At 37.2% G+C, this 14,327-nt stretch carries 10 protein-coding genes; 4 read left to right on the forward strand and 6 right to left on the reverse strand.

The window, feature by feature from the left end:
* From VGE44_RS10110 to VGE44_RS10125, 4 genes are all read left to right on the forward strand, one after another.
* Positions 1–2,953 (forward strand): gliding motility-associated C-terminal domain-containing protein (locus tag VGE44_RS10110; protein WP_331078570.1); only part of this gene is annotated, 2,953 nt, incomplete at its 5' end.
* 4 nt (positions 2,954–2,957) lie between these two features.
* A complete protein-coding gene (locus VGE44_RS10115; protein ID WP_331078572.1) occupies positions 2,958–3,917 on the forward strand; it encodes a type IX secretion system membrane protein PorP/SprF in 960 nt (319 codons plus the stop codon).
* A 17-nt stretch (positions 3,918–3,934) separates the two neighbouring features.
* Positions 3,935–6,034 carry an OmpA family protein gene (locus VGE44_RS10120; protein ID WP_331078574.1) on the forward strand — a complete coding sequence of 700 codons (2,100 nt, stop codon included), beginning with the start codon at positions 3,935–3,937 and terminating at the stop codon, positions 6,032–6,034.
* Between the two features lie 85 nt (positions 6,035–6,119).
* Positions 6,120–8,300 (forward strand): LruC domain-containing protein, encoded by a 2,181-nt coding sequence (locus tag VGE44_RS10125; RefSeq protein WP_331078576.1) that lies wholly within the window; start codon positions 6,120–6,122, stop codon positions 8,298–8,300.
* Positions 8,301–8,583: 283 nt separating this feature from the next.
* On the opposite strand, the gene VGE44_RS10130 is transcribed toward VGE44_RS10125, so the two are convergent.
* The 6 genes from VGE44_RS10130 to VGE44_RS10155 all read right to left on the reverse strand — a co-directional run.
* Positions 8,584–9,411: an alpha-1,2-fucosyltransferase gene (locus VGE44_RS10130; RefSeq protein ID WP_331078578.1), complete on the reverse strand. Its 828-nt coding sequence runs from the start codon at positions 9,409–9,411 to the stop codon at positions 8,584–8,586.
* A gap of 63 nt (positions 9,412–9,474) precedes the next feature.
* Entirely contained in the window at positions 9,475–10,821 is a 1,347-nt protein-coding gene (locus VGE44_RS10135) for a flippase (protein WP_331078580.1), read from the reverse strand.
* A 17-nt stretch (positions 10,822–10,838) separates the two neighbouring features.
* Positions 10,839–11,747, reverse strand: a complete 909-nt coding sequence (locus VGE44_RS10140) for a hypothetical protein (protein ID WP_331078583.1) — start codon at positions 11,745–11,747, stop codon at positions 10,839–10,841.
* A gap of 73 nt (positions 11,748–11,820) precedes the next feature.
* Positions 11,821–12,621, reverse strand: coding sequence for a glycosyltransferase (locus tag VGE44_RS10145; protein WP_331078585.1), 801 nt, complete (start codon positions 12,619–12,621; stop codon positions 11,821–11,823).
* 42 nt (positions 12,622–12,663) lie between these two features.
* Complete coding sequence (locus tag VGE44_RS10150) at positions 12,664–13,455, reverse strand: glycosyltransferase (RefSeq protein ID WP_331078587.1); 792 nt, start codon at positions 13,453–13,455, stop codon at positions 12,664–12,666.
* Positions 13,448–14,327: glycosyltransferase family 2 protein (locus VGE44_RS10155; protein ID WP_331078589.1), on the reverse strand; the 880-nt coding region annotated here is incomplete at its 5' end. The genes VGE44_RS10155 and VGE44_RS10150, both read right to left, overlap by 8 nt.

The raw sequence follows: 14,327 nt of genomic DNA on the forward strand, positions 1-14,327 counted from the left end.
ATTGGTAGGTGCAGTGGTAGCAGGTACGGGAGGTGATATTACTTTCAGTGCTAGTCCAACGAGCACAACTACTTATAATGTTCTTGCTACGAATGCCACTACAAGCTGTTCAGCGATGGTTACCGACAAGCCAATCGTTACCGTTAATCTGTTGCCAACGGTAGCAGCAATCACAGGCACATTAAATGCCTGTATCGGCAATACAACGACCTTAGCGAATGCCACAACTGGTGGAAGCTGGAGCAGTAGCAATACGGCCATTGCAACAGTAAATTCCAGTACCGGTGTTGTTATTGGCGTTTCGGCAGGGACAGTGACTATTACCTATACGACTGCTACTAATGTTAATGGTTGTACTAATGCAACAACCGCTACGGTAACGATCAATGCGTTGCCAACGGTAGCAGCAATCACAGGCACATTAAATGCCTGTATCGGCAATACAACGACCTTAGTGAATGCCACAACCGGTGGAAGCTGGAGCAGTAGCAATACGGCAATTGCAACAGTAAATTCCAGTACTGGTGTTGTTTCAGGTGTATCAGCGGGGACTGTGACCATTACCTATACTACTGCTGCTGATGTAAACGGTTGTACGAATGCAGCAACAGCTACGGTAACAATCAATGCACTGCCAACAGTAGCAGCTATCACAGGAGCTTCCGGCACTACCATCGGATCAACTACTCAGCTAGCCAGCACTACAACAGGAGGTACCTGGAGCAGTAGTAACACTGCAGTAGCAACAGTAAGTTCTAATGGATTAATAACGGGGGTAGCAGCAGGTACTGCTACTATAACTTACGCAGTTACAAGCGGTACATGTACAAGCAGTGTAACTAAAGTAATTACAATTACAGCGGCGACAGTAAATAATACACCACCTGTAGCAGTGGCCGATGCTTACAGCGCAGTTAAGGGAGCACCATTAACGGTAGCTGTTCCTGGTGTTCTGAGCAATGATTCAGATCCTGATTCTAATCCAATTACTGCGATCAAAGTAACTGATCCGGCACATGGAACCTTAACGTTAAATTCAAATGGTTCATTTACCTATGTTCATAATAACGGAACTTCAACTTCCGATAGTTTTACATATAAAGTAAATGACGGAATTGTTGATGGGAATACAGTTACTGTAAATATCACAATTAGTTCAAGTAGTAATACACCACCTGTAATAGTAGATATCCCAAAAACAGGAACAATAGATCAACCAGTAACATTTACCGCAAATGATTTCACAAGTAAGTTCACTGATCCGAATGGAGATGCATTAAGTAAAATAAAGGTTGTTACCTTACCCCCTTCCGGTACTTTGAAACTTAATGGTGTAAATATCATAGCCGGACAGGAAATACCTTTGGCAGATCTTTCTAAAATTACATTTGTACCTCCGGCAGGATTTTCGGGTGGCCCTGTTTCTTTCCAATGGAATGGTTCTGATGGTACGGATTATGCAACGGCTGCTAAAAATGTCAATATTACAATTGATCCTACCTCTATTTCTATTAGTGTAACTGAGGTATGTATTGGCGATGTTCCCTGGGTTCAGTATTCAATTACGGGGCAGGGTTTTACACCGGCAGCAAACAGCGCAACAATTCGATGGAAGAAGATGGATGGCACGGTAGTCAGAGAATTGACAAATCAGGCACTTACTGGTCAATTACTATGGCCGGGAGCTGCTGTTGATGCAAATGGAATTCCTACAGCATGGCCGGGATGGAATTTTACAGGTGGGCAATGGGTTCAGATTTCAGATGGACTTCGTCCTCAGATGCGCCTGCACATCAGTATAAATCCTGAAACAGAGGTGATAGTTAATTACCCTCCTGCTACGCCTTTCTGTTCTGCCAATCCAAACAGGCCGCCGGTGGTAAGTAATATTACGAAGAGCAGTACCGGATTTTTACCGATACCGTTTACAGTTGCAGATTTTACAAATAAGTACACAGACCCTGACGGAGATCCTTTAGTTAAAGTCAGGATTCAAACACTACCTCCTGACGGAGTTCTGAAATTAAATGGTATTCCTGTTACGATAAATCAGGAGATTCCTGTTGCAGACCTTGCAAAACTGACATTTGAGCCTGCACTGAACTGGAGTGGAACAACTAATTTCATATGGAATGGTTCTGACGGCGACGTATATGCTACAAGTCCGGCAAATACAGCTCTTACAGTTATCGCACCAAGTGATCCTAATGCCAAAATAGGTTTGGCTAAGAATTTGGCTTCCATTACTCCGGCTTTGAATGGTACTTATGATGTTAAGTTCGTTTTTACAGCAGTGAATTTTGGCCCTAATGGTTTAGAAAGTATCAGTATAAAAGATAATCTGGCTTTGGCGTTTGGAGGTGCAGAAGCGACAGTTAAAACAATTACAGCCTTTGGAAATCTCAAAGCGAATTCGTCTTTTAATGGTTCGACAAATACAGAACTATTATTGCCAACCAGTCGCCTGGTCGCCGGAGAGGAAGCAAAAGTAGAATTACTTATCAATGTCAAGCTTTTGTTAACATCAGGTGTTTTTCAAAACACAGCAACCGCCGAAGCTATTTCATCCTTAACCGGATTTAAAGTGTCGGATGTTTCAACTAATGGTTTGAGACCAGATCCAAATTCGACAGCTGATGTTAGTCCTTCAGAGACAACGCCTATTAAACTTGATCCCATGCCTACCTATGTTCCTGCTGGTTTCTCACCTAATGGAGATGGTATGAATGATAAGTTTGTTGTACAGAATGCTAATGGTAAGCATGTATCTCTCGAGATGTATAACAGATGGGGTAACCGTGTTTATAAATCTGATGATTATAAGAATGATTGGGGAGGAGAGGTTACTGAAGGGTTTTTCCTGGGCAGGGACATTCCTGACGGCACTTATTATTACATTATCATAATTGATAAGAAAGATAAATACGCGGGCTTTATTACTGTGAACAGGTAAATTAATGAGAATATTAACGGTAATGACGCACAAAATATTTAAAGGATTAATTGTTATTGTAGTTTTGTTATTAAACTGTGCTGGATTGTTTGCACAGCAAAATGCTTTATTTTCACAGTATATGTTTAATACCCTGGCTTTCAATCCCGCTTATGCGGGAAGCAGAAATGTGGCAGCCGCTACAGCACTCTACAGAAATCAATGGGTAGGTATAGAAGGTGCTCCTCAAACCGGAACATTCACTATGGATGCTCCTTTTGCAAATGAGCGTTTGGGATTGGGTATACAGTTAATGAGTGATAAAGTTGGAATTACTAAAACGACAGGAATTGTTTTAAGCGGTGCTTTCCGTATTCCAATAAATGAAGGGAGCCTTTCTTTTGGTTTGCAGGGAAGCATGAATAATTATCATGCGGGTTTCTCAAGTGTTAACCTTGATCCTTCAGGGCCCGTGCCGGATATGGCATTTGGTTCTGATGTAAATAAAACCCTGTATAATTTCGGTTCGGGTGCATATTACCGGAATAGCCGTTTCTATGCCGGTTTATCTGTTCAGGATTTCGTTAGAAACAGGCTGAATAATGATACCATTGATGTTGGTGATATTACTGCCAGACAATCGGCTCATGCTTACCTCGCAACGGGTTATGTTTTTCCTTTGGGTTTTGATTTTAATCTCAAGACTTCTGTACTTGTTAAAGGCGTTAGAGGAGCCCCGGTTCAGGGTGATTTAAATGCAACACTATGGATAAAAGAAGTACTCGCAATTGGTGCCGAATATCGTACCAGTGCTGATATATCGGCAATGATGGAAATAAGGGTCAGTCCCAGAGTTAGTGTGGGGTATGCCTTTGATAAGAGTATCACCAGTTTAAGAACATATAATTCCGGGAGTCATGAGTTTATGTTGAGGTACGAGTTTTCTTTTGACCGCGAAAGAGTACTATCACCCAGATATTTTTAATAAAGAGGATTTAAGATATGCAATTAAGGAAACCATTATCGATCATTTGCTTATCAGTAATGCTGTTCATTGCTGTGCCATTTGCAGATGCTCAGCAGGTTGATAATAGCCCATTGTTAAGGAAAGCCATAATTGAATATCAATCCCTGCGTTTTGCAGATGCCATAAAAGAACTCAAAAAGGTTTTAGAGAAAGATCCTGAAAATGTTTCGGCTCAGGAGATGATGGCAGCCAGTAACCGCAATATTAAGGATTATGACGAAGCAATGTATTGGTATGGTGAACTTTGTAAACTTAAAAATATCAAAGCAGAATGGGCGCTGTATTATGCAGAAGCATTGGCAAATAAAGAAAAGTATGAACAATCAGAGCAGTGGTACCGTAAATTTCTAAGTATGAAACCCAGCGATCGCCGGGCAGGTGCATTTTCCAAAGCAAATTTGAATTCTTTCTCAAGGAATGCAGGGGAATATCGGGTTAGCTACTCAAGTATCAATACAGATGCCTCTGAATATTCACCAATGTATTACAAAGATGGATTGCTCTTCGTGAGCAACCGCTCTCAAAAAACCAGATATATTTTTCAATGGGACAGGACTTCCTATTCAGACCTGTATATTATTGACAAGCTGGAAGACATCACAGAAGCTGATCCTGACAGTGTAGGTAAATCAGATAAGGCGTCCAAACCATCCAAATATATCGCATCTAATTCAGATACTGAACGGTCTATCTTATCTTTATTCGCCTCAAACAAAGCTGAAAGTACTGATGAAGGCTCTGAACCTTATTTACTGAGAGGGAAGGTTAAGAGTAGTTTTCATGAAGGTCCTTCGGTTCTTTTGCCTGAGGGAAGTCTCTTGTTTACAAGGAATAATTATGTGGGAGGAAAGGCTGCAAAAAGCAATAATGGAGTTAATAAATTAAAGCTTTACACAGCTTCAGGTCCAGGATGGAATAAAATTACACCCTTTCCTTATAACAATAACGAATATTCTACAGGCCACCCAACCGTTTCGCAGGACGGAAAAATATTGATCTTCGCTTCAGATATGCCCAGAGGATTTGGAGGTACTGATCTTTACTATTGTGTTCGTACTGGGGATGGAAAGAAATGGGGACGACCAAACAATTTAGGTCCTAAAATCAACACCGAAGGCAATGAACAGTTCCCATTTCTTCATAAAGACGGTAAGCTTTACTTTTCTTCAACAGGACATCCGGGTTTAGGTGGACTGGATATTTTTGAGGTAGTCTTGAAAGATCTTAAAGCAGTGGGAAGCCCAAAAAATATGGGAACTGATATTAACTCTTCTTCGGATGATTTTGGCTTCATTATGGATGAGCCTGCAAAAAGCGGATATTTCAGTTCAAACAGAAGGGGTAATGATGATATCTATCAATTTACCCGTATGGCATATACAGTTGTCCTCAAAGGTAAGGTTATTGATGCAGGGACAAATGCACCACTACCGGGTACCAGGGTGATTTTGCGTAACAACGGACTAACAGACACGCTTATAGCAAATAGTAATGGTGAATTCACCAGAGTACTTTCAAAAGAAACGGATTATGAATTAAGTGGTAGCCGGATAACTTATGTAAGTCGTCAAAGCTTCCTGAGTACGGTTGGTATTACGGCTGATTCAACTATCAATGTCCTTGTTAAATTGAACAGAGCTGAGAACATGCAGCAATGGGTAACCGACAACTGTGAGACATTGAAGAAAACATTCAGTCTGGATAATATTTATTATGATCTTGATCAGGCAGAAATCCGCCCGGATGCAATCCCAACACTAGATAGGATTGCAATGATTATGCAGAAAAATCCTGAAATCAGTATTATTTCTGCAAGTCATACTGATAGTAGAGCTACCGATAACTATAACAGACAACTGTCTTTGAGAAGGGGAGAAGCCGCACGTTCTTATTTGATTGCAAAAGGGATAGATGGAAGACGTATCGAAGTGAAATACTACGGTAAAAGCAGGCTGGTAAACTCATGTGTGGAGGGTGTTAATTGCCCTGAAGCGGAACAGCAGATGAACAGAAGAACAGAATTTGAGGTCATATTGAATGAGGTTAATATAACCCAGTTGAATTGTAAAGAATGAAATGAGATGTGCGGTATGAGCTGACTGCTCAAAACCCATAGCTCAAAGCAAAAAAAATCTTAATAGCGCAGATAATATAGAATATATGAAAAAACTTTTGAATCTGATTCTTCTTCTCTTTTTTGCCGGATTATCATCATGCGAAAAGAAGAATACTGCTGTTGAAGGTACAGTGAGTAATATGAGTGATCTCAAAATTCCGGTAGGCTTTACATGGGAGAATTCAAAGGATATTTATTTTGATATCACTATAACGGATAACCGGTTTAATGATGCTGTGCATGTAGTATCAATATACGATGCAGATCCGGCATTAAATGGAAAGTTGCTTTCCAAAGGTTCCGCCTCTTTGAAAATACCTTTTGCAACCAAGGTCTATTTGCCCAACACGGTGAAAGAGGTTTTTATTGTTAAAACAGCACCTGACAATACAAGCAGTATTCAGAAGGTGCCAATTTCCGGCCTTAAATTAAACGTCCAGCTTAGTGCAACCCTGAAAAATAATTTAAATACACTTGCCGGTACTAATATCATTGCAGGGATTGATGACAGTCCGAATTGTAATACTGGCTGTACTCAAACAATCACCACATCAAATACAAATATTAATGTGAACAACGGTGATTTAATATGTATAACCGGAAGTAATATTACGGTGGGCTTTAATGGAAATGGAGGAACAGTAAGAATTTGTGGTACGAATGTGACTGTACAGAACGCTTCCTTAAACAATAGTGCTTTATTGATCATTACCAAGACAGGTTCGGCAACTTTCAGCAATCTTAATATGAATGGCTCAAACAGCACATTTATCAATTATGGAACTGCTACTGTTAATGGATCTTTTTCTCCCGGCGGTTCTTTTACGAATGAAAATACATTTAGTACGACCGGTGATTTTAATCTGAACTCGAACTCAAATTTCATGAATAATGGGATTATAAGTATTGGAGGAACGATGAATGTGAATACCAATAACGTGACTACAAATAACGGTTCGATCACCGCTACTCAAAATTTTCAGTTAAACGATAATAGCCGGTTTGTTAATAATTGTTTTTTATGGGTAAAAGCAAATTATAATCATAATAGTAACGCTACGTTGCAAAATTACAACCTGGTAAAAGTAAATAATACAGCTACCATTAACGGTACCGGAGAGCTGGCCCTTTACAATGGAGCTATGCTTAAAACGACCAATATGACGGTTAATGGCAAGATTAAAGGTTATGGTTCTACCTCATTGGTAAAAGTTTCAGGTAATACCACTATCAATAGCGGGAGAATTGAAAATGCCATTCAGTATTGTGATCTGAATGGTATTGAAACAAATAATAATGCACAGTTCACCGGAGGAGCCGTTCAGGCTTGCAGTTTGTATGTTCCGGTTACAAACTGTAATACCGAGGGTAATGGTACAGCGCCTCCGGCCGATTCTGATAATGATGGAGTCATGGATGCTCAGGATGAATATCCAAATGATCCGAACAAAGCTTACAACAACTATTATCCCTCTTCTTCACCAAGTTCTGGAGCAACTGTAGCATTTGAAGACCAATGGCCAATTAAGGGCGATTATGATTTAAATGATGTGGTAGTATCTTACCGTTATAAAATAGTAACCAATGCTCAGAATAAGGTTGTACAAGTAAACGGCGACTATACTCTCCATGCTTCAGGCGCTGGTTATTCAACTGGTTTTGCTGTAGAATTTCCTACACTTTGTTCAAGTGTAAGTGGTGTTAGCGGTGGAACATTGGAGGCCGGGCAAACTAAAGCGGTAATTAAAATATTTGATGATATTCGGGATGAAATGCAAGAGTGGAATACTCTCCCGGGGAAACCTGTTTCACCTTTAAAAAAATATTCGGTGAGTTTTAACGTGAGTAATGGGCCTGCTCTCAATACCTTTGGCTTAGGTTCTTATAATCCGTTTATCTGGAATGGAGGACTAGGAAATGGCCGGAACCACGAGATACATCTTCCAGGTAAAACTCCAACAAGTTTAGGTACTACCTCTATTTTTGGAACAGGAGATGATAATTCCAATGTTTCAGCAGCAAGATATTATGTAACAAGTACGGGTTTACCGTGGGCTATTGACATTCCGATTAAGCCATTTAATTACCCTGTAGAATACATGAATATTACAGGAGGATATCTTAAATTTCAGGGTTGGGCAGAATCAGGAGGTTCGCAGTTTGCGGATTGGTATTCTAATACCCAATCGGGATACAGAAATTCTGGCAATCTTTTTCTTCCGTAATTTTGAAGAGGTCATCAGACTTACTGTGCGAGCGGAAAGTCGATTTCAAGTCACATCTGGATAAGCGACTGATGAACTTATCGTGTATATCGACTAACTAAAGTTAAAGTGATGGTAATGAGATGCAACCCCTTTCTTGATTTCCAGTATACGGTTTTAATAATGTCTCAGTAGGTTATTATATGCTATCACTAAATGTAAATGAAGTGTCTATGATTTTGATTCCTGGTTCTTAAGTTTATAATTGCGATTACCTTTATTTTGATTGTGTATCATTTTTTACCTACATTATATCGTTTTCAATTACATCGCACCAGATAAATTTGTCTGTCATTATTCCATTTGGAAATGATTTACCTATTCTGAATCCAATCCAGTTTTTTGGAGCATAAACAGTATTTGTCTTTTCATTTAAATATGCTGCCCACCAAGAAAAACTACTGTTTGAAATGATGCAAATATCTGCATTCATTATGATTTGGAAATCAATAATCTCTTCATTCCCTGAAAAAACAAAATTGGGTTTATTGTCAAAAGACTTTTTGACGTATTCTATGTCATCACTAAGAAAAAATACCTGATACGAATCGAGATCTTGAACGGTGCTCAATCTCGCTTTGAAATATTCTATCGGGAGGGAGATATCTCTCTTATGATAGTTTAAGTAATCAGTTCTACGTATATGAACTGCAATTGTTTTTTTGCCATTAAATTGAGCTCCATATAATTCTTCAAACTTGTCTTTATATTTCGTTTTTATCTTAATTTGGAGTTTCTCTTGTGTGTTATTAAGATACCAATCAGTTTGATAATAGCCCCAATAAATGGTATTGTTATTTACTTTGATTTCTTTTGGCGAACCAATACTATTTATAGAGACATTCTTAAAAGGCAACAGCTTTGGCAATAACCTTGTAAATACAGAATATATTTTTGAATTTAATTTCAGATTATTATTCAAGCCAAGATCAAAATACTTAACGAGTGATTGGGCATGATGTGGGTTTGGAAAAAAGAATCTTAAATGTGGATTTTTAGACTTTAAATACACTAGAAAACTATATTGAAATAACTGGTTTCCTAGCCTCCCAATAAACATTACTCCTACCATATTAATGAAGTGGTTTGCTCGAAGATAATTAAATACAATTTATCAGAATCTATGGGCATATTTTTACTGATGGGTTGATTTAGGTGTCTTTATATACTTATTGTAGAATTCAGGATAGAACTCGAAAGCATAAATAAATGTATTGAAAATATTTACATTAAACTGCTTCTTTAGTATGATTTGTGCTGCAATAAATCCTATAATTCCTGCAACCAGTGATGAATATGCTGCACCGAGTATGCCCCAGTAATTAATCATAGGATAGTTAAGCAAAAGGTTGATTACAGCAGTAAATAATACTAGGTAAAAGTTAAGCTTCGTTTTCCCAATAGAATCCAGAATAGTACCCACTTGCCTGCCATAAGGAACTAAAAGGCAATAAGCTAAGGTAATATGCAAAAGAGGAACTGCTTCAGGATATTTTGTTCCTGCTATAAAATCGACCACAAAATCTGTAAACAGGTAAAGGAAAAGTATGCCCGGAACCAAAATGGCCATAAGGGTTCCAACTGATTTTTCGTACAAATATTTAATTGCTCCAATACCTTCTTTCTCTATTCTTCGAGCACTTTGAGGAAAAACAATTGCGGCTAAAGCATTTGTTGGTATATCAACCAAATTGGTTATTCGAATAGCAATATTAAATGCTCCAGCAGCATTAGCTGATATAAGAGCTCCGAGCATCATCTGGTCAATGGTGTTTGCCAGAATTGCACTTACAGATGTCCCAAATGCATATTTCCCATAATTAAATAGCTTTTTGAACCATAAAAAATCAATTTTATTTGAAAAGCTAAGATATGTCCTTGTGTAGAAATAGGATGTAACAACGCTAATTGCTAAGGTGATGATTTGAAGGTAGACTAGATAGAATAGAGAGATTTTCAGATTAAATATGTAGCAAATCAGTACATAAATAAAGAATGCGCCTTGCCGTATAAATGAACTAACAAAAACACCTTTGAATTTTAGGTTTGCCTGTTCGATACAGTTGAACAATGTAAGTACACCAGATAATAAAAATGCCGCATTGTAAATGTAGAATAGAGATGATAATTCTGGAGATTTCCAAAGTATGGATAAATACCTAGCAAACCCTACGTTAATTATTATGCAAATTAATGTAAGGAAAGTAGTGATTGCAAAGGATGCGGTAATGATTTTTTTATGCTCCGATTTATCTTCTCCTGAGATAAATTTTATGAGGGCATTTTGTATTAAACCCCCTCGTACGATTTCAAGAATTGTAATTGATGAGAGAAACAAAGTCCAAACACCGAATGTATGCTCATCTAGTATCCTTACTAAAAAGTAAAAGCTTCCAAAAGCAAAAGCTACACCAGAAAGATTCTGAAGGATATTGAATAATCCAGATTTGATCCAGTAATTATCATTATTTCTTGTATTCATTATGTTTGCTACTTCGGTTAATTAACCAAATGCTCTTCAATATAAAGCTTTAATTCTTCTTCAGATCGGGCAGGTTTTATAATAGTTCCCGAAAGTTTCGGGAATAGTTTTTCATAACAACCAAATTGGTATTCAGGTCCCTCTTTTGAGAAAATAATATTGATGCCACCGAAGTAACTTGCTAATGTGGCTGTTCCACCATGTGTAGAAATAAAGTGGTTTGCATTTGCATATACAACCAGTTGAAAATGATTGAAGTTGTTCGCATTACACTTGTTCTCTTCATAAAGATCTTCCATTAATAGGACTTCTGGATGCTCTTTCTTGAGCCATTTGAATTCATTTAGGTCGTAAACTTGGCTATCATCATTCACAATATTTTGAGGTTTAGGTCGATTGTAAATAATGGTGAATTTAGTCTTAAGTTTTTCGATGATGAAAGCAAGTGTTGGAATAGTCAGATAGCTGATAGGTTGTTGTCCCCATTCCATATTATAGCGATTTGCGACTATTAAAATTGGTTTTTCATATAGATAAATATCATTACTGTAATAGCTCTTAAGAGGAACTTGCAGCCATTTGCTCATATTGTAATTATGACTGTACAATACACGTGGAAATTCATAATTATGATTTTCTTTATTTGTTCGGAAGTTGAAGATTTCTTCGTGGTTAGGTGAAAAAAAATATAGTTCTTTTGTGAATTTTGAAGACCTGGTTTTTTTTAATGTGCCATTTTTATAATGCCAATATGCAAACGGCAATACAAACAAAAGCTCTGCACCGAATTCACCACTCCAGGTTATTGTTTTATATTGTTTTCTGGTAACATAATCCCTTACAAAATAGCGAAGCTGGACGTATCTGCAAAAATAGGTTGCCTTGTAAAAATATCGTATTTCCGGAGGAATGCGGTTGAACCTCAAATAGACATATAGGCCTAAGAATTTATATATAAGAGTGTCCAATAGTAAGATAGAATAGGTTAATTAATTTTCACTATATTTTGTTTCTGTCATTATGGTTCATGAGCAAAATATCACAGTTATATTTTACTTGTCTGTAAACATTGCGAATTAATTTAATCAATAGATTATTACTCTGAGTCCATTTTATTCTACTCATTGTACTTGGTTCAGCCTCTGAGTTTACCTGTTTGAATAAACTTTTATATTCATTAAAAAAAAGTGCTTTAGCACGGTTTTGAATAACCGAGATACACATACGATATTCTGTTTTATCACCACTAATACCTTCCTTATATCTTCCGAATTTATTCAGAAAGCTAGTTCTCCTCAAGTGGGGATGGTCACTATAGACATATATTTTTTTATAATCTAATGCCCAGAAGTTATAGACTATATTGGAATAACCTAACTTGAAATCTGAGAGATATGGATATTTAATGTAAGCATAAAATCGAATAAAGTCTAATTTAGGATCACTTGTTATCAAGTCTATTGCATTCAGAAAATGTTCTCCAAATGCTGTGAGTGGAATAAAATCTTCTTGTACATAGAGTGTTAACGGTGTTGTTACCGCGTCTTGACCTTTGTTTAAGTTATGTCCGAGCCCCATGTTTGCAGGTGAAGTAATGAGTTTAAAAGAATATACTTTTCTTAGCTCCAATAATACCTGAAAATGTTCTGCACTACTAGCATCATCAGATACTATAATGTCATCAAAAATGTAATTTAATTCTTTGCAGGTTTTCAGTAGCCGATTCAAAGAGGCACTTCTGTTGAAATGGGTTATAAGTAAAGAAACATGTCTAAAGTGATATTTTTTAGGCTCTTCCATGAATTTTTCCATCTCGCTTTTCAGTATCCCAGGGGTTTACGTTTATTTAATCAACTGAATACTGTTCTTAATAAACTTGAATTTAAGATAGACCCATCTTAAAAAAGTAGTGAATGGGTCATTCTTTTGCTTCCAATTCTCACGTTTCATTGTACTTGGCTCTTGTGTATTATCATGTTTGAAAAGTAGCGGAAAATTATCATAGAATAGACCCTTGCCTTTGTTTTGCAGGAATGAAAGGCACATGCTGAATTCAGTAGTATCGCCTTTCATGCCTTCGTGGAATTTGCCAAATTTTTCTGTAAATGTATTCCGCCTCATGTGGGGGTGATCACTGTAATAATAAAATTTCAGATGATCTGTGTACCACGGCCATGGCTTCCAAAGCATTTCTGAGAAACCATTTTTATATGGTTTTAAGTACGGGTATGTAAAATATGACCAAAAGCGAATGATATCGATATCATTTCGTTCTTTCATTAGCTCCAATCCATCTGATAATACTGATTTAAATCTTTCTTGAGGGATAAAATCTTCCTGAATATAAAGTGTATAAGGAGTGTAAATTACACTCTGACCTTTATTAATATTATGGCCAAGACCTTTATTGGAAGGAGATGTTATGAGTTGAAATTGATATTTCGATTGTAATCCTTTGACTCGATTTAAATGATCTTGGGAACTGCCATCATCAGATACTACGATTTGTTGAAAGATAATATTCAGGTCATTAAACTTTTTTAAAAGCCGCTCTAAAGAAATGCTCCTGTTGTAATGTGTAATTAGCAATGAAACATCATCAAAATAATTCTTTGTATTTGAACTTTCAATCATGCTTTTTATCGTGTTTTTCCTTTTCTGGCAAACTTCTGTGAAGATTATAGAAAAATCTGCCCAATTCTTTCTTCAAGCGAATGGTAAATGCTTCTGATATACTTCCATCAAGTTGAATTGTTCGAAGGCCTGTCCATGCTCGTGCTTTATTTGATCTTACTTGCTTGATTTTACCATATTTCATCAGGTCTAAACATAATTGCCCGTCTTCTCCTCTACGGTTGATCATAATGAACCCAACTTTTAACCCAAACTCTCTTATGTAACCCATACTAATTCCATAAGAATTGAAATATGGTCGATTTATATCTCTGAATTCTGCAACAATGTCTTTTAGTAGTTCAAAAGTTGCTAATTTCCATCTGGAGTATCCAGGTTCATTGATAAACGAATAGCGACCATATACGCATACTACACCAGGTTTTTGTAATACCTTTAACATTTCATCAACCCAGCAATCTGGATACAAACAATCAGCATCCCCCATCAGGATATACTTACCCTTTGCATTCTCCTGCCCCATTTGTCGCGCGGGGCCAGAACCCTGAATGCTTTGATGGTATGTCCTGATATGTAATCTGTTCAGTATATCCTGAGTACGGTCAGTAGAATTGTTATTTACCACTATAATTTCCAATGGGGTATTAGTTTGCATTCTTGACAAACTTGCAATACATTTTAAAATGTTTATTTCTTCATTCCATGCAGCAATTACAATACTAACCAGAGGCACATCGCTTTGAATCTTGTCAAGGTCTTTGTTTATTCCATCAAATATTTCTTCTGGCACTTGTTCATAGCATGTATAAGGGTAATTAAAGTTCCTTATCCAGCTTGGTATATTAAATAAATTCATATTCAAGAACATGATT

It is taken from the genome of Daejeonella sp., from assembly GCF_036405355.1.
Classification (GTDB): Bacteria; Bacteroidota; Bacteroidia; order Sphingobacteriales; family Sphingobacteriaceae; genus Daejeonella.

What these genes read in the sequence shown, in the direction of transcription:
- VGE44_RS10115 (WP_331078572.1), top strand. Translation starts at nt 2,958, where the DNA reads ATGAGAATATTAACGGTAATGACGCACAAAATATTTAAAGGATTAATT.
- VGE44_RS10120 (WP_331078574.1), top strand. Translation starts at nt 3,935, where the DNA reads ATGCAATTAAGGAAACCATTATCGATCATTTGCTTATCAGTAATGCTG.
- VGE44_RS10125 (WP_331078576.1), top strand. Translation starts at nt 6,120, where the DNA reads ATGAAAAAACTTTTGAATCTGATTCTTCTTCTCTTTTTTGCCGGATTA.
- VGE44_RS10130 (WP_331078578.1), bottom strand. Translation starts at nt 9,411, where the DNA reads ATGGTAGGAGTAATGTTTATTGGGAGGCTAGGAAACCAGTTATTTCAA.
- VGE44_RS10135 (WP_331078580.1), bottom strand. Translation starts at nt 10,821, where the DNA reads ATGAATACAAGAAATAATGATAATTACTGGATCAAATCTGGATTATTC.
- VGE44_RS10145 (WP_331078585.1), bottom strand. Translation starts at nt 12,621, where the DNA reads ATGGAAGAGCCTAAAAAATATCACTTTAGACATGTTTCTTTACTTATA.
- VGE44_RS10150 (WP_331078587.1), bottom strand. Translation starts at nt 13,455, where the DNA reads ATGATTGAAAGTTCAAATACAAAGAATTATTTTGATGATGTTTCATTG.